A 19028-nucleotide genomic window follows, 5' to 3' on the forward strand; every position below is an offset into this window, starting at 1 on the left:
GAGGATTCGGTCCCGGCGCGGATCAGGACAAGCGGATCAGGACACGATCCGCGACCAGCGCTCCACCCACTTGTCGTACGCCTCGGGACGCACGGCGAAGTAGACGCCCCGGAACGCCCGGGAGGTGCCGACGCGGTAGTCCGCGCAGATCCGGCGGGCCGTGCCGATGCACCCCTCGGGGTTGGCCGGGGCGAGGCCCATCCAGGCGGACACCTTGCGCTGCACGTCCGCCGACATCGTGAAGTCGAGCCACTTGTACGCGCACGAGGGATGCGGGGCCTGGGCCGACACCATCCACGCGTCGGCCCATCCGGTCACCGGTCGGTCCGTCAGCGCTCTGACCGGCTTGTGCCCCTGCCTGAGCACATCCAGATGGTACGGCGTGGCCTGCGCGAGCCGTACGGACCCGGTCGCGAAGCCCTGGACGACCTCGACGGGATCACGCCAGAAGGTGCGGCGGCCGTCCTTGCCGGAGGTGAACAGCTCGGCGGCGGCGTCGAGCTGGGCGTCGGTCAGGTCGAACGGGTCCTTGATGTCCGCGCCGACGCCCGTGCCCTGGGCCTTGAGCGCCAGCGCGGCGTCGGCCAGCGACAGCGGACGATCCCGGAGCATCACGGACCCCTTGTCGGTGAAGAGCGACTCCGGGCCGTCGGGACTGACCTTGCCGGCGTCGTAGAGGATCTCGTTGGTCGCCCACACGTACGGCACGCCGTACACGCGCTCGCCCCGGGTGACCGACGGCAGCGTGCGCAGCCGCTTGGGAATCTTGTCGTAGCCGTGCAGCAGAGCGGTGTTGAGCGGGGCGGCCTTGCCCTCGTTCATCAGCCTGCCGCCCACCTCGGGCGTCGCGGAGATCACGTCGAACGACGACGCCGGGAAGTCGCCCGGCTTCTCCTGCTGGCGCGGGTCGTAGTAACGCAGGCTGACCTTGCAGCCCGTCTCCTTCTCGAACGTGCCGACCCACTTGACCTTGGGATCGACGCCGCCCCACTCGGTGTACCCGTCGATCGCGACCACGCTGACCGTCCTCTCGCCCGGCCCGAGGGACGCGACGGGGGTGGGCGTGGGGCCGCCGGGCGACGGGCTGGGACCGGCGCCGCCGGAGGCCGTCGTCGCCGCGGCCGCCGAGACACTCGGCGTGGCCACCTCCGTCGCGGGCGCGGGCCGGCCGGCGCAGGCGGCGGCGAGCAGTCCCACGGCCACGACCGTCGCGGCCACGTGTGTACGGCGCACGCACGACCCCCAGGAGAAAAGACGACGCCCCGAGCCTACTGGGCCCTACTGGTCCGGGGCGTCGCCTACGGCGTCAGGCGTTGGTCGGGAAGCCCAGGTTCACGCCGCCGTGGGAGGGGTCGAGCCACCGCGAGGTGACCACCTTGCCCCTGGTGTAGAAGTGGACCCCCTCGGTGCCGTGCACGTGGGTGTCGCCGAACAGCGAGGCCTTCCAGCCGCCGAAGCTGTAGAACGCCATCGGCACCGGGATCGGCACGTTGACGCCGACCATGCCGACCTCGACCTCGTTCTGGAAGCGCCGGGCCGCGCCGCCGTCGTTGGTGAAGATCGCCGTGCCGTTGCCGTACTCGCCGGTGTTGATGAGCTCCAGGCCCTCCTCGTACGAGCGGACGCGCACGATCGACAGCACCGGGCCGAAGATCTCCTCGCGGTGGACGCGGGAGTTCGGCGGCACGTGGTCGAGGACGGTCGGGCCGAGCCAGAAGCCGTTCCCCCGGCCGCCGCGCACCGGGGTCTCCCGGCCGTCGATCACGAGCTTGGCCCCCTCCTCGACGCCGAGGTCGAGGTAGGACGCCACCTTGTCCCGGTGGGCGGCGGTGACGAGCGGGCCCATCTGCGACTCGGGGTCGTCGCCCGGGCCGATCTGGAGGTCGCGCACCCGCGACACGATCTTCTCGACCAGCTCGTCGCCGATCGGCTCGACCGCGAGCACCACGGAGATCGCCATGCACCGCTCCCCCGCCGAGCCGAAGCCCGCCGAGACGGCCGAGTCGGCGACCAGGTCGAGGTCGGCGTCGGGCAGCACGAGCATGTGGTTCTTGGCCCCGCCGAGCGCCTGCACCCGCTTGCCGTGGGCCGTGCCGGTCTCGTACACGTACCGCGCGATCGGCGTGGAGCCGACGAACGACACGGCTCGAACGGACGGGTGCTCCAGCAGCCGGTCCACCGCCGCCTTGTCGCCCTGGACCACGTTGAACACGCCGTCCGGCAGCCCGGCCCGCTGCCACAGCTCCGCGAGCAGCAGGGATGCGGAGGGGTCGCGCTCGGAGGGCTTGAGCACGAACGTGTTCCCGCAGGCGATCGCCACCGGGAACATCCACATCGGGACCATCGCCGGGAAGTTGAACGGGGTGATGCCCGCCACCACGCCGAGCGGCTGGCGGATCGAGTAGGAGTCGACCCGGGTCGAGACGTTCTCCGAGTAGCCGCCCTTGAGCAGGTGGGGGATCCCGCAGGCGAACTCCACGACCTCCAGGCCGCGGGCCACCTCGCCCAGCGCGTCGGAGTGCACCTTGCCGTGCTCGGCCGTGATCAGCGCGGCCAGGTCGTCGCGGTGCGCGTCGAGCAGCTCGCGGAACCGGAACAGGATCTGGGTGCGCTTGGTGAGCGAGGCGTCGCGCCAGGCGGGGAAGGCCCGCGCGGCCGCCTCCACCGCCGCGTCGACCTCCTCGGCCGAGGCCAGCGACACCTGCCCGCTCACCTCGCCGGTCGCCGGGTCGAACAGGGCGGCCGTACGGCCGCCCTCACCCGTCCGGGCGCCGCCGATCCAGTGGTTAACGTGCTTCATCGTTGACGGCCTCCAGAGCGGTGACGAGGATGCCCAGGCCCTCGCGGGCCTCGTCCTCGGTGAGCGTGAGCGGCGGAGCCATGCGCAGCGTGTTGCCGTACAGGCCGCCCTTCCCGGCGAGCAGGCCGAGCCTCTTTGTCTCCTCCATGAAACGGGCGGCCAGCGCGGGGGCGGGCTCGCCGGTCGCGGGGGCGACCAGCTCGACGGCGAACATCAGGCCCCGGCCCCGCACGTCGCCGACGACGGGCAACCGGCCGGCGGCCTCGCGCAGGCCGGACAGGATGATCTCCCCGGTCCGCGCCGCGTTGGCCTGCAAGTCGTGGTCGAGCACGTAGTCGAGCGTCGCGTTGGCCGCCGCCATCGAGATCGGGTTGCCGCCGAAGGTGGACAGCCCCACGGCGTGCGGACCGTCCATGAGGTCGCCGCGCGCCACGATGCCGCCGACCGCGAAGCCGTTGCCGAGCCCCTTGGCGAAGGTCATCATGTCGGGCGTCACGCCGTGGTTCTGAATCCCGAAGAACGCCGATCCCGTACGGCCCCAGCCGGTCTGCACCTCGTCGGAGATGAACAGGATGCCCTCCTCGTCCAGGACCTCCTTGTAGGCGGCGAACAGCCCGTCGGGGGCCATCGTGAAGCCGCCCACGCCCTGGATCGGCTCGGCGATCAGCGCGGCGACGTCCTTGGTGACGGCCGTGGCGAGCACGTGGCGCAGGTCGTCCACGCAGGCCGCGATGTAGTCGGCGTCCGACATGCCGCGGAACTGCGCGAGGTGGCGGTCGGCGCCGTGCAGGAAGTGCACGTTGAGCGGCGACAGCGAGTTGTTCTTCCACGACCGGTTGGAGGTCACGCTGACCGCGCCGAACGACCGGCCGTGGTAGCTCTGCCGCATGGCGAGCACCTGGTCTGACCCACGGGCGTAGGTGGCCAGCAGCAGGGCCGTCTCGTTGGCCTCGGTGCCGGAGTTGGTGAAGAAGACCTTGGCGTCCGGGATGCCCGACAGGCGGGCGATCTTCTCGGCCAGCTCGACCTGACTGCGGATGAGGTACAGCGTCGAGGTGTGGACGACGCCGGTGGCGAGCTGGCGCTCGACGGCCTCACGCACCTCGGGCACGTCGTACCCGATCATGTTGGTGAGGATTCCCGCGAAGAAGTCCAGGTAGCTCTTCCCGTTCGCGTCGACGACGCGGTTCCCCTTGCCGCCGACGATTTCGATGGGCTCGTTGTAGTAGAGGGCCATCCAGTTCGGCATGACCGCGCGATGGCGTGCGAGAAGGTCCGACATGCTCCGAGTATCCCGGCTGGCGGGTGACCGCCTCACCCGTCAGCCTGTCTGGGATACCGCGAAGTTCCCTTACACAGTGCTGGGCGCCGCGGATTCCTGCGCGGGCGCCGTCCCGGCGGCCTTCCGCCGCAGGACCAGCAGCGCGACCAGGGCCGCCGCGAGCGAGCAGGCCGCGCCCACCCACGAGCCGACGGACATCGCCGACACGAACGCGTCGCGCCCGGCGGCGGCCACGGCGGGGTCGCCCAGGCTCACCGCGACGCCGATCGACTCGCGCGCCGCCGGCGGCGCCGACTCCGGCATCGCCGCGGTGTACGCGCCGGCGAGCACGCTGCCGAGGACGGCCACGCTCAGCGCCATGCCGACCTGCTGCACGGTGTCGTTCAGCGCGGAGCCGACCCCGGCGCGCTCGGGCGGCACCGCGCCCATCAGCGTCGCGTACGCCGCGGGGCCGGCCAGGCCGCCGCCCACCCCCATCACCATCAGGCCGGCGATCAGCGTGCCGTACCCGCCGGTGAGCGTGGACAGCAGCACGAACCCGGCGGCCATGACGACCAGGCCGGAGACGATGAGCACCCGGTTGCTCACCTTCTTGCCCAGCGACGCACCCAGACCGTTGAAGACCATCGCCGCCACCACATAGGGCAGCAGGGCGAACCCGGCCTTGAGCGGGTCGTAGCCCAGAACGAACTGCAGATACTGCGTGATGGCCAGCATCAGCGCGCCCGCGCCGAACGACAGCAACACGATCGAGAAGCACGCCCCGCTGAACGAGCGGTCCCGGAACAGGGCGAGCGGCAGCATCGAGTGGGGGGTGCGGCGCTCCCACAGCACGAACGCCAGCAGGGCGGCCGCCGAGACGACCACGGCCAGAGGGTTGAAGTGCCCGCCGGGCGCCGAGATGACGGCCCAGACCAGCCCGCCCATTCCGGCCGTGGACAGAATCACCCCGAGCGGGTCGGCCCGCCGCGTCTCGCCGTACGTCTCGGGCATGAGCGCGAAGGCCGCGACGATCGCGAGCACCGCGATCGGCACATTGATCAGGAAGACCGAGCCCCAGTAGTAGTGCTGGAGCAGGAACCCTCCGACCGTCGGGCCGGCGATGACACCCACCATGGCGACCGAGCTCCACGCGGCGATGGCCTTGCGCCGCTCGCTCTCGTCGAACACGGTGATCAGGATCGACAGGGTCGACGGCATCACGCAGCAGCCGCCGACGCCCATCAGCGCGCGTGCGGCGATGAGCTGCCAGGGCTCGGTGGCGAGCGTGGCCGCCAGCGAGGCCCCGCCGAAGAACGCCAGGCCGATCACAAGAATCCGGCGCCTGCCGTACCGGTCGGACAGACTGCCCGCGGTGAGGAGCAGGCCCGCGAACACCAGGACGTACGCGTCGATGATCCACTGCACGTCCGACGGCGTCGCGCCGAGGTCGCGCATCAGCGACGGGATCGCCAGGTTGAGGACGGTGTTGTCCACGACCAGGGTCAGCAGGCTCAGACAGAGGACGCCGAGGATCCACCAGCGTCGGGGATGGGACATGAAGCTCACCTCGAACAGTGTGCGAGTAGACTCGGACACTGTACGACGCAGTCGAACACTGTGCGAGCGAATATTGTGAGGCCGTGTCAGCGAAGCCGTTCTCCTCGGTCTGGACCCGCGAGCGCAAGGGAGGGCGCGAGCAGGGCCTCAGCCGCGACCAGATCGTCCGGGCAGCCGTGGAGCTGCTCGACGCCGAGGGCCTCGACGCGCTCAGCATGCGCAAGCTCGGCGCACGGCTCGGCGCGGGGGCGACCAGCCTCTACTGGCACGTCGCCAACAAGGACGAGCTCATCGAGCTCGTGATGGACGAGGTCTACGCGACCGTCGTGCTGCCCGAGGCGGCCGACTGGCGGGAGGCGGCGAGCGTCTTCGCCTACGCCATGCGCCAGGCGGTCTTCGACCACCCGTGGAGCGCGAGCCTCATCGGCGTGGTTCCCGCGCTCGGGCCGAACGCGCTCACCGCGTCCGACCGGCTGATGGGCGCCTTCGTCCGCGCGGGGTTCGAGGGCATCGACGTGGACTACGCCATGACGGCCGTGGTGTCGTACACGCTGGGAGCCACGATTCCCGAGGTCGCCTTTCTCAGCTCGCTGGCGGCGACGGGCAAGACCATGACGGAGCTGCAGGCCGCCGTGGACCCGGTCGTGATGAAACTGGCGGCCGACCGGCCCAACCTGCTGGAGCGCTACCGGTCCTACGCGGGCCTGGACTACGACCCCCTCGTGGCCCGGCGACTCGCCTTCGACTTCGGGCTGGCGGCACTCCTCGACGGTCTCGGCACGCGCCTACACTGAATGTCCGTTTCACACCCCGCATACTGTCAGCTACTGGGGGGTCATCCTTACATAATGATCAGGTAGCCTCTGAGCATGCTCCCCACGGTCGCCGACGTGCTCGCGCTGGACACCGTCCGGCGTGGCAGCCCCCGGGTGGTGGCGGGCGGCGACCGGCTGGACACCCGGGTCCGGTGGGTTCACGTGGGCGAGGTCCACGACATCGCCCACCTGTTACGCGGCGGCGAGCTGGTCCTCACGACCGGGGTGGCGCTGCCGAACGAGCCCGACAAGCTGGCCGACTACATCTGCGAGCTGGCCGCCGTCGGCGCCTCGGGCCTGATCGTGGAGCTGGGCCGCCGGTTCGTCCGCGAGCTGCCGAGGGCGGTGGTCAAGGCCGCGGAGGAGCACGGGCTGCCCCTGATCACGCTGGCCCGCGAGACGCCCTTCGTGCAGATCACCGAGTCGGTCCACGCGCGGATCATCGACATCCAGCTCCAGGAGCTGCGGGCCTCCGAGCAGCTGCACGAGGTGTTCACCGAGCTGTCGGTCGAGGGCGCGTCCCCGGCTGAGGTGCTCAACCAGGTCACCCGCTTCTCCGGCCGCCCGGTGCTGCTGGAGAACCTGGCCCACCAGGTCCTGGCGTGCGACGCCGCCGGGGGCGACACCGGGAGCGTGCTGGCCAACTGGGAGACCAGGTCGCGCGCGGTCATGCCGGCCGAGCGGACCGCCTACGACGCCGCCGCCGGGTGGCTGGTGACCATGGTCGGCGCCCGCGGCCAGGACTGGGGACGGCTCATCCTGCTGTGCGACGGCCCGCCCAGCCCCCGCGACATCGTGCTCGCCGAACGCGCGGCGACCACGCTCGCGCTGAGCCGCCTGCTCGAGCGGCACCAGGAGTCCCTGGAGCGGCAGGCACACGGGACCATACTGACCGGCATCCTCACCCACGCGTACGCGGACCCCGACGAGGCCGCCGCCCGCGCCCGCGCCGTCGGCGTCCCGCTCACCGGCCGCAGGCTCGTCAGCGCCGTCATCCGGCTGACCGCGTCCGTCGGCACCGCGCTGGGCGAGCAGGCCAGGCTGGGCGAGCTCGCCGAGGCCGGCGCCGCGGCCTGCCGCGAGGCCAAGCTGCCCGCCCTGGTCGGGGCACTGGACCAGAGCCGCGTCGGAGTGCTGCTGCCGCTGCCGCCCCGCATGGCCGCCGAGACCGCGCTCGGCGCGCTGGCCGAGCGCCTGCGGGCGAACTTCGCCACGCCGTTCGTGCTGGCGGCCGGCTCGGTCGTCGAGTCGATCAAGGACGTACGGCGCAGCTTCCTGGAGGCCGAGCAGGTGGCGGAAGTCGCGGTGCGCCAGCCCGACGGGCGGCCGTTCTACCGCCTGCCCGACCTGCGGCTGCGCGGCCTGCTGCACCTGCTGCGCGACGACGCCCGGCTGCAGACCTTCGCCGAGCGCGAACTGGGGCCCCTGCTGGCCTACGACGCCCAGCGGCACGGCGACCTGACCAGGATCCTGCGCATCTACCTCGACGCGGGACGCAACAAGGCGGTGGCCGCGCAGAAGGCCCACCTGTCCCGGCCCGCGTTCTACGACCGCCTGCGGCGGCTGGAGCGGGTCCTCGACACCGACCTCGACGACGTCGAGTCGTGCCTGTCGCTGCACGTCGCGCTGCTGGCCCTGGAGACCTTCCGCCGCGAGTCCACCTGATCGAGAAGGGGCTGTCGTTGAGAGCACGGGATTTCGGCATCGTCATCGGCACCGGAACGCCCGGCGAGCACAACGCCATCACCGACGTTCCGAGGGTGCGGGTCGGGCACACCACGCTGATCAGCGGGAGCGGCCCGCGCGTGGTCGGCGAGGGCCCGGTGCGCACCGGCGTCACCGTGCTCGTCCCGCACGAGGGCTCGGCCTTCGACGAGCCCCTCTACGCCGGGCTGCACTGGCTCAACGGCAACGGCGAGATCACCGGGATGGCGTTCCTCCAGGACTTCGGGCTGCTCGCCTCGCCGATCGGGCTGACCAACACCGGCTCGGTGGGCGTGGTCCGCGACGCGCTCGTCGAGATCGAGGTCGGCGCGCTCGGCAAGGGCGGGCGGGCGTGGTCGCTGCCCGTCGTCGGCGAGACCTGGGACGGCATGCTCAACGACATCGACGGCAGGCACGTGAAGGCCGCCCACGTCCGGGAGGCGTACGAGAAGGCCGCGGGCGGGCCGGTCGCGGAGGGCGCGGTCGGCGGCGGCACCGGGATGATCTGCCACGGCTTCAAGGGCGGGATCGGCACTGCCTCCCGGCTGGTGGACGGTTACACGGTGGGCGTGCTCGTCCAGGCCAACCACGGACGGCGGGAGCGGCTGACGGTCAACGGCGTCAACGTGGGCAGGACCCTCCCGGCCTCGGCGCTGCCCGACGAGGAGGCCGGGTCGATCATCGGAATCGTCGCCACCGATGCTCCCCTGCTGCCGCACCAGTGCCGCAGGGTGGCGCAGCGCGCCGGACTCGGCGTGGCGCGCACGGGAGGCGCCGGGGAGAACTCCAGCGGCGACGGCTTCCTGTGCTTCTCCACCGGCAACCGGAACCTGCCGGCGAACGCCCTCGACGCGGCCCCTCCACGCACGTTCCAGGTCACGGTGCTGGCCGACGAGTACCTCGATCCGCTCTTCTACGCGGTCATCGAGGCGACCGAGGAGGCCGTCGTCAACGCGCTCGTCGCGGCCGAGACGATGACTGGAGCAGACGATTTGACCGTTACAGGGCTCAATGGGCGGCTCCTTGCGGAGATGCTGACACCCGGAAAGTAGGTATGTCGTCCCGGGTGTAAGTCCTATCGCACGTGACTACTTTTCGTATACTCGCGCTCACGGGGTGAATCGTGCTTACCTCGAAACGTGCCCACGATGAGCGAACCCCAAATCAGCCCGACCGTCGTGGTACGGGCCCTGTCCGCACGTTTCCCCAAATGGACCATCTGGTGGGGCCAGGCCACCACGCACTACTGGGGCATGTCCCGGCGGGGTGACGGACTCCTCGTCCACATCGAGGCCCGGTCCGCGCAGGAGTTCGTCCAGCGGGCTCGGGAGATCGACGCCGGCACTCCCTGACATTTATGCGCTTATGCCCCAAACGCCCGATTCATCGTTGGGGAATTTCATGCTCTTTGGCGCGTTTCAGTCGTCTCCCTACGTGATTGTCGCCACGATGGTCCCGCAAGGATCACGAGTGGGGAGTAATCGCATGAGACGCCGCCTGGTCGTCGGGGCCGCCGTACTGGCCCTGACGACGACCGTCCCTTCGGCACCGGCCGCCGCCGAGCCCGTCGCCGGACTGCCGACGACGAACTTCCCCCTCGGCGAGCCCGGGATCCCGAAGTCGGCGGCCAAGAGCCTGGCCCCCGGAGTCAGCTACTTCACCCTTCGCCACGGCACGCCGCAGGACGGGTACACGGTCAGCGTCGTCGTCAAGGGCAAGGACTTCATGTCCGAGGCCAACGCGCAGGCCCAGGCGACGGCCGTACAGATGGCCGGTCTCGAGCCCGTCATCGTGAAGTTCACCCGACCGGCCGTCGCGGATCACCCCGCCGGCGACTACTTCATGGTCCGGGTGGGCAGCTGGCCGCTCGACCGGAAGGCCGAGGCCGCCGAGGTCGTCAAGCAGCTCAAGGACGCCGGGGTGAGCGCGAAGGTCGACTTCCAGGGCGACGACGGCTTCGTCACCACCGGCCCCTGGGACGTGCGGGTCATCGTCGTCGACCCGCGTACGTTCCGCGGCTCCTACCAGGCCTCGCTGGGCACGAGCGTCGCCAAGCGGGAGAAGGTCTCGGCCATGGCCTCCGCCGCCACGGCGCTCGCCGCCGTGAACGGCGGCTTCTTCGACATCCACACGCTGCCCGCCTTCCGCGGCGACCCCACCGGCATCTCCGTCGTCGGCGGCAAGCTGCTCAGCGAGGCCGTAGCCGGCCGCGTGGGCCTGGTCCTGCGGGGCCGTACGGCCCGCGTCACCGAGCTGTCGTCCTCGGTCGTCGCCCGTGCGGCCGACGGGACCACGGCCGAGGTGACCGGCCTCAACCGGGTGCCGAAGCAGGACGAGCTGGTCATGTACACCGAGGAACTCGGGCGGGACACGCCGCAGGACGACGGGGCCGAGGTGGTCCTCGACGCCTCCGGCAGAGTGACGGCCGTCCGCGGCTCCGGCGGTCCCGTGTCCCCCGGGACGCGCGTCCTGCACGGCGTCGGAGCCGCCGCCGACTGGCTGTGGCAGCACGCGGGCGAGGGCACGACCGTCACGGTCACGACCCAGGTCACCGACCTGCGGACGAACAAGGCCATCCCGCTGACCCCGGAGACCAACATCATCGGCGGCGCGATCGGCCTGGTCCGCAACGGCAGGACCTCGATCACCGCGTCGCGGGACGGCATGGCCAACACCAACATGATCCTGCGGCGCCACCCGCGCACGCTCGCCGGCGTCACCCGCAACGGCAAGCTCGTCATCGCGGTCGTCGACGGCCGCGCGCCGGGCAGCACGATCGGCGCGTCGTTCTTCGAGGCGGCCGAGCTCATGCGCTGGCTCGGCGCGCGCGACGCGATCAACCTGGACGGCGGCGGGTCGACCACCATGGTCATCGGCAAGAAGGTCGTCAACCGTCCGTCCGACGGCGTCGAGCGGGGAGTCGGCGACGCCCTGTTGATCGTGGGCGCGCGCTGAGCCTACTCACGCGCCGGCTCACGCCGAAGACGCCGCGAGGTGACGGGCGATCGTCTCGTCGTCGCAGGTGTCCCAGAACGTCCCGACCGTGTCTTCGAGGTGGTCGAACGAGGCCGCCTCGAAGAGCACCTCCTGGTACTTCGTGATGTCGTAGTGGGTGGTCCCCATCGCGGCGATGTCGAGCGGGCGGATGTCCATCCCGCGGAACTCCTCGATCTCGCCGTACGAGCTGAGGATCCCCGCGCCGTACGCCCTGAGTTCGCCGTCCTCTCGCATGACGCCGAACTCCAGGGTGAACCAGAACACCTTGGACACGAACTCCAGCGCCTCGTCGGTCTCCACCCGGCGTGCCGCCCGGCCCGCGGCCCGGTACAGCGCGGCGAAGCGGGGCGAGGCCAGGGTGTTCGCGTGCCCGATCACCTCGTGGATGACGTCCGGCTCAGGGGTGTAGAAGGGCACGGAATGGTGCCGGATGTACTGGGTGGAGTGGAACAGGCCGTCCGCCAGGACGCCGTAGAACTCACGGAGCGGGACCAGCCCGGCCGCCGGCAGGTAGCGGAACCCGGTCAGCGGCTCCAGAAGGTCGCCGACCTCCTGGAGTTGCGGGATGCGGTCCTCGGGCAGGCCGAGCCGCTCGGTCGCGTCGAGGAACTCGCGCACCGCGTACTTCTGATGCTTGACCGCCAGCTCCTTGGTGACGAGCGCCCACACGTGGTGCTCCTCGTCGGTGTACTCGGCCGTCGGGATGGGATCACCGGGGGTGTGACCGAGCGCCAGTGCCGCGATCGCGTTGCGCCGCTGACGGTAGACGGCGTCCGCGAAGCCGGGGTGGCTCGTGGCCAACTCGACGACGACGGACCCGTCATCCTTCGTCGCCACCGGAGCGAAATACTGCGCTTCTTCGAACATACTCCCATATGACAGCAAGTAACCGTTTGGCTGGCAAGAGTGACTAGTTAAGGTGTGCGAAACGCTCAAATCGGCGTGATTCTGGTTGGTTGCACTGGTCGATTCGCTCAGTCGGGGCGTACCCTCGGCGCATGCTCGACGCGCTCGACAGCCGCCTGCTGACCACCATGCGGGCCAACCCCCGGATCGGGCTCACCGAACTGGCCCGCCTGCTCGGCGTTGCCCGCGGCACCGTGCAGGCACGACTGGACAAGCTCACCGCGCGCGGCGTCATCAGCGACTTCGGTCCGACGGTCACGACGGAGCAGATCGGCTACCCTATCCTCGCCTTCGCGTCCCTGCAGATCGCCCAGGGCCGGCTGACCGAGGCCGTGCAGTGGCTGGCCGGCGTCCCGGAGATCCTCGAGGTGTACGGCACCAGCGGCCAGGCCGACCTGCTGTGCCGCGTGGTCGCCCGCAGCACCCCGCACCTCCAGGAGATCATCGCCCGGATCCTCGCCTCGCCCGCCATCCAGCGCACCGACACGACTATCGCCCTGTCGACCCAGATCCCCTTCCGCATCGAACCTTTGCTGCAGGCCGCGGTCACGCCGCCCACGCCATAACGACCGCGCCGAAGCGGACCCGGCTCAGGTGGACCCGGCTCAGACAGACCGGGCGAGGCGGAAGCCGAGGTCGTCGATGCGGAACGTCGGGTGGCTTTTGCGGCGGCACGACGCCCGGCATCCCCTGGGCAGGTCATGCGCTCCTCCGCCGCGGAACACCCGGTAGGGGCCGTACACCGTGGCGTCGTAGACGTCCCAGCACCATTCCCAGACGTTCCCGATCATGTCGTACAGGCCCCACGCGTTCGGTGCCCTGGTCCCCACGTCGTGCACTCGCCCGCCGGAGTTCTCCCGATACCAGGCGATGTCGTCGAGTGCCCCGTACCGCACGTCGGTCGTCCCGGCCCGGCAGGCGTACTCCCACTCCGCCTCGGACGGCAGCCGATATCCGTCGGCATCCCAGTCGCAGACCACGTCCTGTGCGTTGACGTCGCCTCCGGTCGAGTAGCAAGGAGTCAGCCCCGCCGCCTCGGAGAGGAGATTGCAGAACCGGACGGCGTCGTTCCAGGAGACCTCGGTCACCGGCGTCGACGGTCCCACCGAGTTGGACGGGGTCTCACCAGTGAAGGATCGGTACAACTCAGCGGTCACGGGATACGGCGCAAGCAGGAAATCCCCGACCTCGGTCACCCAGTTCCTCCGCGTCCCCTCGTCCCGGAGGAGAATCCTCCCTGCGGGGATCCGGATCATCCGCTCAGCGGTCACCTCGGGCGGCGTCGATTCACGGCTCACCTTCGGGTCCTATCCCTCGCTGCTGATCACTGTCAATTCGTGTACCGGTTCGCCCCCATGGGATGGGCAGTTGAACGACGATACGGAGCCCGCCCGCAGAGCGCGGGACGATGGTGAGTGATCCGTCGTGCACTTGGGTGATGCTCTTGACGATTGCCAGGCCGAGGCCGACGCCCGCGTGGTCGTTGCGTATTCTTCCGGTGCCGCGCTGGAACGGTTCGGTGAGCGTCGAGACCAACTGTGGAGACAGCTTCTCGCCGCTGTTTTCGACGGTGAGCACCACGGCCTCGGGGCGGACGCCGGTCTCGACCCACACGGTGCCCTGTTCGGGCAGATTGTGCACGATCGCGTTGTGCACCAGGTTCGTCGTCATCTGCAGCAGGAGCGCTTGCGACCCGATAGCCGGGGTGATGTCACCGGAGGTCTCGATGGTGACACCGCGTTTCTCGGCGAGCGGGAGCAGTGTTTCGACGGCCTCTTCCGCAAGTAGGGACAGGTCGACAGGTTCGCGGGTGAAGGATCTCTGGTCAGCGCGGCTGAGCACGAGTAGCGCCTCGGTGAGGTCGATCGCCCGAGCGTTGACAGCGTGAAGGCGGTCGACGAGTTCGCCGTGGTCGTGTGCCGGGTCCTTGCGTGCCACGTCGAGAAGTGACTGCGAGATCGCCAGCGGGGTGCGCAGTTCGTGCGAGGCGTTGGCCGCGAATCTGCGCTGTTCGGCGACGTGTGCTTCGAGCCGTGCGAGCATGGCGTCGAAGGCGTCGGCGAGTTCGCGGAACTCGTCCGCGCGGCCAGGCAACCGGATCCGGTGGGAAAGCGATCCGTTCGCGGCCATGCGCGTGGCGTCGGTGATGCGGGTCAGGGGGGCGAGCATGCGTCCGGCGAGAATCCATCCTCCCAGCAGGCCGAACACCAGCAGGAACGCCATCACCGCGGCCGCCGCAGGGGCGAAGGCCCCCAGGAGGAGGATGCGGTTGGGCGCCACGTAGAGAAGGGCGGGCCAGCCGTCGGGCACGTACCGCAGGAGGAACACCCACACGGCGGCGAGCAGCAACGCGCCCGCGAGCATGAGGAATCCGGCGTAGCTGAGGGTGAGTTTGAGGCGAACGCTCAACCCAGGCGTCCTATCCACCGTCTCCTCCCGCACGTCCGGCGCCAGGTCCTACGCCGATGCGGTAGCCGGCGCCGGGTACCGTGGCGATGAGCCATGGTTCACCGAGTCGTTTCCGCAGGGCGGAGACGGTGATGCGGACGGCGTTGGTGAAGGGGGCGGCGATGTCGTAGGCGTTGACGTTCAGCAGTTCCAGAGCGGTGTGACCGTCGCCCGCGATGTCGGCGGCGATCGCTTTCAGGGGTAGGCCATCGCGGATGGCCTCTGCCAGGTAGGACTCGTCCTCGACGATCAACACACGCACGCTCTCGAGGCTACGAGCCGGAGCATATCGTCGGCATATCGAAAACCGCATACGTGCTGACAACACCAGGCTGCCTTGACTGCAGGCATGACCTACAGCGAACCAGCACGAGCGGCAGCCCCGTGCCCGACGGAACATCCGCAGTAGTGACCGACTCTCGGCATGTCCCAGGCCAGACCCGGCGACTTCCGGCAATCGATCACGCCATGACGACCACCCGGCAAGCCACTCCGGAGACCGTGGCCGCCAGCGCGCGGAATCTCACCAAGACCTACGGTCAAGGCGACGCCCAGGTGCATGCCCTCCGGGGCATCGACGTCGACCTCCCACGTGGCAGGTTCACCGCGATCATGGGCCCGAGCGGGTCCGGCAAGTCCACGCTGATGCACTGCCTGGCCGGACTCGACCAACCCAGCGGCGGCACCGTCACCGTGGCCGGCACCGACCTCGGATCACTCGATGACGACGCGCTCACGATCTTCCGCCGCGAGCACATCGGCTTCGTGTTCCAGTCGTTCAACCTGCTGCCGATGCTCACCGCGGGCGAGAACATCGTGCTCCCGCTGGAGCTGAGCGGTCGCCGGATCGACGACGCGGCACGGGAGCGCGCGCGCACGCTCGCCAATGTCCTCGGCGTGGCCGACAGGCTCGGCCATCGGCCCGCGGAGCTGTCCGGCGGTCAGCAGCAGCGGGTCGCGATCGCCCGGGCCCTGATCACCCAGCCGGACCTGCTGTTCGCCGACGAGCCCACCGGAAACCTGGACAGCACCACGTCGGCGGAGGTGCTGGATCACCTGCGCCGGTCGGCGCAAGAGCTCGGCCAGACCGTCGTGATGGTCACGCACGAGCGGGACGCGGCGGCGTACGCCGACTACGTGGTCACCATGCAGGACGGGCGGATCGTCTGATGCGTACCGTCTTCCTCGCGTCGCTGCGCACCCACATCCGCAGGTACGTCGCAGCGGCGATCGCGGTCGCCGTCGCGGTCGCCTTCGTCGTCGTGGTCGGCGTGCTCACGTCCGGGGCACACAGCGGACTCATGGACGGCCTGGGGGCGCCGTACCGCAACGCCGACCACGTGGTCTCGGCGGCGGGGTGGCCATCGTCCGAGCTGAACCCGAAGGCCGCGATCGCATACACCGAGCGACACGGTGAGAACGCGGCCGCGACCGGTCGGGCAAAGCTGCCGGCGCGCGCGAACGGCCGACGGCTCTCGGAAACGACCGTGGGGCCGATCTCCACCTTAGAGGAGTGGCGCTGGCAGAAGCTCAGCTCGGGTCGCTTCCCGGCAGGCATGGGCGAGGCGGTGGCGGACGTGTACTTCGCCCTGGCCGAGAATGTCGAGGTCGGCGACCGGGTTCGGATCGGCGAGGGCGCCGCCGCGCGTGACGTACGAGTGGTCGGTCTCGTGGAGTCGCCCTCGCCCCCGGCCCAGGCCGCGATGTACGTCACCTGGCCGCAGTTGCTGCAGTGGCGCGACCAACTCCGTCTGAACGCGGTGGCGGTGCGCGGGGAGGTAGGTCAGCTCCCGCAAGGCGCGAAGGCGCAGTCGCCGGAGGGGTTCGCCGCGGAGCGGCTGACCTATGTCCAGAACAGGGTGGACAGCTTGTCGGTGATGCTGCTGTTGTTCGCCGGCATCGCGCTCTTCGTCTCGGTCCTGGTCATCGCGAACACGTTCTCGATCCTGTTCGCGCAACGAATCCGCGACTTCGCACTGCTGCGCTGCATCGGCGCGACCCGGCGGCAGGTCGTGCGTTCGGTACGCCGCGAAGCAGCCGTCGTCGGGGTGCTCGCGTCGCTGACCGGGACTCTGATCGGTATCGGTCTCGGCTACGGGCTGATCGTCCTGATCAACGCCCTCACGCCCACCGTCCCGATGGGCGCCGCCGAGTTGCCCACGCCCTGGCTGCTCGGGGGGTTCGCCGTCGGCCTGGTGGTCACCATGGTCGCGTCCTGGTTGCCGACCCGGCGCGTGGTCCGGGTGAGCCCGCTGGCGGCGCTGCGCCCGGATGCCGCGGTCGACGTACACACGGCCACCGGCCTGATGCGGCTGGCAGTCGCTGCGATCCTTCTGATCACCGGGCTGGCCCTGCTCGGGGTGGCGATGGTCCAGGACGGTACGGCGCTCATGGTGGCAGGCGGAGGATCTGTGTTCGCCGGCGTACTCCTCTTCGGGCCGGTGCTCGTCCCCCGCCTGGTTGGGATCACCGGTGCGCTGCTCGGCCCCGCCGGGCGGCTGGCGACCAAGAACGCTGTGCGCAATCCGCGGCGGACCGCCACCACCACTGCCTCCCTGCTGGTCGGCGTCACCCTGACGACCGCCGTACTCACGGGGATGGCCACGTGGCGTTCGTCGTTGAATGAGCAGATCGGTAGGGACCACCCCATCGACGTCGCGCTCACCTCGCCCGAGGGGCCTGTCACCACTGATCTCCTCAACCGGGTACGCCGCACTTTCGGTGTGGAGCAGGCCATTCCGGTAGACGGCGCCGTGGCCCGTGTGGCCGGGCTCGACGAACCGATCCCGGTCCTCACCACGCCGGCCGGGGCGCAAGTGGCCCGCGACGGCGGGGCGTTCGCCCGGGTGGAGCCGGGGAAGATCAGGATCGATTCGGAGGCCTTCGGCAAGAACCTGAGTCTCCGGCCCGGTGACCTGGTCGTGGTGCGCGTCGGCGACCGGCGAGCCCAGTTGCAGGTCGCCGTCGGCACCGGCTGGGGCCCGGCGGGCGTGGTCGCGCCCGAGACGCTGGCGACACTCACCGACGCCCCCGAGCCGCATGCCATCTGGATCCGCGCCTCCTCCGGCGCCGACCTGGCTCGACTCGGCAGTGACCTGGACGAGCTGGCGGATCCGGTTGGCGCGACGATCGAGAACGGGTTGCGGATCTGGGAGTCGCTGGACCAACAGCTAGGCATCTACACCTGGTCAGCGCTCGGCCTGCTCGGCATCGCCGTCGTGATCGCCCTGATCGGGATCGCGAACACCCTGGGGCTCTCCGTACTCGAACGCGCCCGCGAACACGCGATGCTGCGCGCGCTCGGGCTCACCCGCAGGCAGCTGCGGCGGATGCTGGCGACCGAGGCAATGCTGCTATCGGTGGTGGCCACCCTGCTCGGCACCCTGATCGGCGTCGGGTTCGCCTGGGTCGGATACGAGACGATCGTGACGCGGGCTCTCAGCGACGCCACCATGCAAGTCCCCTGGCTATCGCTCGGCGTCGTTGTCCTCATCGCCGCCCTGGCCGGACTCCTCGCCTCTGTTCTCCCGGCACGCCGGGCCGCCCGGGTGACTCCGGCCGCAGGGCTATCCCTCGACTGACACCTTCAGGGCGATCAGCGTTGGCCACCCTCGCTGGCCTGCCTGATGACCGCATGAGTGAAGTGGGGTCTGGTGGGTGGGACGTCATCTGGGTTGGGACGTCGCTCCGGGTGGGACGTCGCTCCGGGTGGGACGTGGTTTGGGGTGGGACGTGGTTTGGGGTGGGACGTGGTTTGGGGTGGGACGTGGTTTGGGGTGGGACGTGGTTTGGGTTGGGACGTGGTTTGGGTTGGGACGTCACTGCGCCGGCCGGAAGGTCCGGTCCTCGCGAAGCCCGCTCCGCTGGGCCTTCGCTGCGGTCCTCCCTCCCGCCCGCTCCGCTCCTCCCCTGTGCCAGCTCCCGCCCCACCCCTGGGCGGCCCCCCGCCCCCCGTCAGCAGCTATGGCGCCGGCCTCCGCCAGTCCCCGCGTGGCGTGCAGTCGCACCCCGGGAACGCCGTCACCACTCCCCGCGGACACCCTCACCACGCCCCGGAACGCACCCCGCCGCCCGTCCACGCGCTTCTCGGATTCACGCACTCCCGGGGTCCACGCACCCCTGTGGCGTCGGCCCCTGAACATGCGAAAACCCCGGCCACACCCGGCCGGGGCAACACACAACCCCCAGGGAAAACCCCGAAAAGGGAAACCCCCCGAGCGGGAAAACCCTCCCGGGAAATGCGGAAGGGCCACCCCAACAAGGATGGCCCTTCTCAAAAGATTGTCCGGCGGTGTCCTACTCTCCCACACCGTCCCCGGTGCAGTACCATCGGCGCTGGCAGGCTTAACTTCCGGGTTCGGAATGTAACCGGGTGTTTCCCTACCGCTATGACCGCCGTAACCCCACGAAACACACAACCAACTCACAAGCGGTTGCTGTCTCTGAGATCACATAGTGAACGCGAGCACATCATGGTCAAGTCCTCGGCCTATTAGTACCGGTCAGCTCCACACATTACTGCGCTTCCACTTCCGGC

The 19028-nt window shown here is 70.0% G+C and carries 15 protein-coding genes, 1 rRNA gene and 1 pseudogene; 8 read left to right on the forward strand and 9 right to left on the reverse strand.

Annotated features, from left to right (window positions below; translation table 11 throughout):
- Positions 1-36 precede the first annotated feature (36 nt).
- The 4 genes from IL992_RS13925 to IL992_RS13940 form a co-directional block, all read right to left on the reverse strand.
- Positions 37-1233 carry an extracellular solute-binding protein gene (locus IL992_RS13925; protein WP_193203757.1) on the reverse strand — a complete coding sequence of 399 codons (1197 nt, stop codon included), beginning with the start codon at positions 1231-1233 and terminating at the stop codon, positions 37-39.
- A gap of 73 nt (positions 1234-1306) precedes the next feature.
- Positions 1307-2800: a CoA-acylating methylmalonate-semialdehyde dehydrogenase gene (locus IL992_RS13930; protein ID WP_193203758.1), complete on the reverse strand. Its 1494-nt coding sequence runs from the start codon at positions 2798-2800 to the stop codon at positions 1307-1309.
- Positions 2787-4082, reverse strand: a complete 1296-nt coding sequence (locus IL992_RS13935; RefSeq protein WP_193203759.1) for an aspartate aminotransferase family protein — start codon at positions 4080-4082, stop codon at positions 2787-2789. Before IL992_RS13935 ends, IL992_RS13930 begins: the two co-directional genes overlap by 14 nt.
- 69 nt (positions 4083-4151) lie before the next feature.
- A complete protein-coding gene (locus IL992_RS13940; RefSeq protein ID WP_193203760.1) occupies positions 4152-5621 on the reverse strand; it encodes an MFS transporter in 1470 nt (489 codons plus the stop codon).
- Between the two features lie 83 nt (positions 5622-5704).
- Between IL992_RS13940 and IL992_RS13945 the strand changes: the two genes are divergently transcribed.
- The 5 genes from IL992_RS13945 (at position 5705) to IL992_RS13965 (ending at position 11095) form a co-directional block, all read left to right on the forward strand.
- Positions 5705-6415, forward strand: a complete 711-nt coding sequence (locus tag IL992_RS13945) for a TetR/AcrR family transcriptional regulator C-terminal domain-containing protein (RefSeq protein WP_193203761.1) — start codon at positions 5705-5707, stop codon at positions 6413-6415.
- Between the two features lie 75 nt (positions 6416-6490).
- Complete coding sequence (locus IL992_RS13950) at positions 6491-8101, forward strand: PucR family transcriptional regulator (protein ID WP_193203762.1); 1611 nt, start codon at positions 6491-6493, stop codon at positions 8099-8101.
- A 17-nt stretch (positions 8102-8118) separates the two neighbouring features.
- Positions 8119-9192, forward strand: coding sequence for a DmpA family aminopeptidase (locus IL992_RS13955; protein ID WP_193203763.1), 1074 nt, complete (start codon positions 8119-8121; stop codon positions 9190-9192).
- Between the two features lie 96 nt (positions 9193-9288).
- On the forward strand, positions 9289-9492 hold the full coding sequence (locus IL992_RS13960) for a hypothetical protein (protein WP_193203764.1): 204 nt from the start codon (positions 9289-9291) through the stop codon (positions 9490-9492).
- Positions 9493-9625: 133 nt separating this feature from the next.
- Complete coding sequence (locus IL992_RS13965; RefSeq protein ID WP_193203765.1) at positions 9626-11095, forward strand: phosphodiester glycosidase family protein; 1470 nt, start codon at positions 9626-9628, stop codon at positions 11093-11095.
- 18 nt (positions 11096-11113) lie between these two features.
- On the opposite strand, the gene IL992_RS13970 is transcribed toward IL992_RS13965, so the two are convergent.
- Entirely contained in the window at positions 11114-11974 is an 861-nt protein-coding gene (locus tag IL992_RS13970) for a phenylalanine 4-monooxygenase (protein ID WP_319018531.1), read from the reverse strand.
- Between the two features lie 161 nt (positions 11975-12135).
- Here IL992_RS13970 and IL992_RS13975 point away from each other — a divergent pair, with 161 nt between their 5' ends.
- Entirely contained in the window at positions 12136-12609 is a 474-nt protein-coding gene (locus IL992_RS13975) for an Lrp/AsnC family transcriptional regulator (RefSeq protein WP_193203767.1), read from the forward strand.
- Between the two features lie 39 nt (positions 12610-12648).
- On the opposite strand, the gene IL992_RS13980 is transcribed toward IL992_RS13975, so the two are convergent.
- The 3 genes and pseudogenes from IL992_RS13980 to IL992_RS49250 all read right to left on the reverse strand — a co-directional run.
- Positions 12649-13299, reverse strand: coding sequence for a formylglycine-generating enzyme family protein (locus IL992_RS13980; protein WP_193203801.1), 651 nt, complete (start codon positions 13297-13299; stop codon positions 12649-12651).
- Between the two features lie 31 nt (positions 13300-13330).
- The gene (locus tag IL992_RS13985) at positions 13331-14470 is read right to left on the reverse strand and encodes a sensor histidine kinase (RefSeq protein WP_193203768.1); all 1140 of its coding nucleotides are present in this window, start codon (positions 14468-14470) and stop codon (positions 13331-13333) included.
- Positions 14471-14609: 139 nt separating this feature from the next.
- A pseudogene (locus IL992_RS49250) lies at positions 14610-14753 on the reverse strand (response regulator transcription factor); the annotation flags it as partial.
- 206 nt (positions 14754-14959) lie between these two features.
- On the opposite strand from IL992_RS49250, the gene IL992_RS13995 reads away from it, so the two are divergent.
- Positions 14960-15661, forward strand: coding sequence for an ABC transporter ATP-binding protein (locus tag IL992_RS13995; protein ID WP_193203770.1), 702 nt, complete (start codon positions 14960-14962; stop codon positions 15659-15661).
- Positions 15661-18072, forward strand: a complete 2412-nt coding sequence (locus IL992_RS14000; protein ID WP_193203771.1) for an ABC transporter permease — start codon at positions 15661-15663, stop codon at positions 18070-18072. Before IL992_RS13995 ends, IL992_RS14000 begins: the two co-directional genes overlap by 1 nt.
- A 702-nt stretch (positions 18073-18774) precedes the next feature.
- Here IL992_RS14000 and rrf read toward each other — a convergent pair.
- Positions 18775-18891: ribosomal RNA gene (rrf, locus tag IL992_RS14005) — 5S ribosomal RNA — on the reverse strand.
- Between the last annotated feature and the right edge of the window lie 137 nt (positions 18892-19028).

This window comes from Microbispora sitophila (genome assembly GCF_014892245.1).
Classification (GTDB): domain Bacteria; phylum Actinomycetota; class Actinomycetes; order Streptosporangiales; family Streptosporangiaceae; genus Microbispora; species Microbispora siamensis.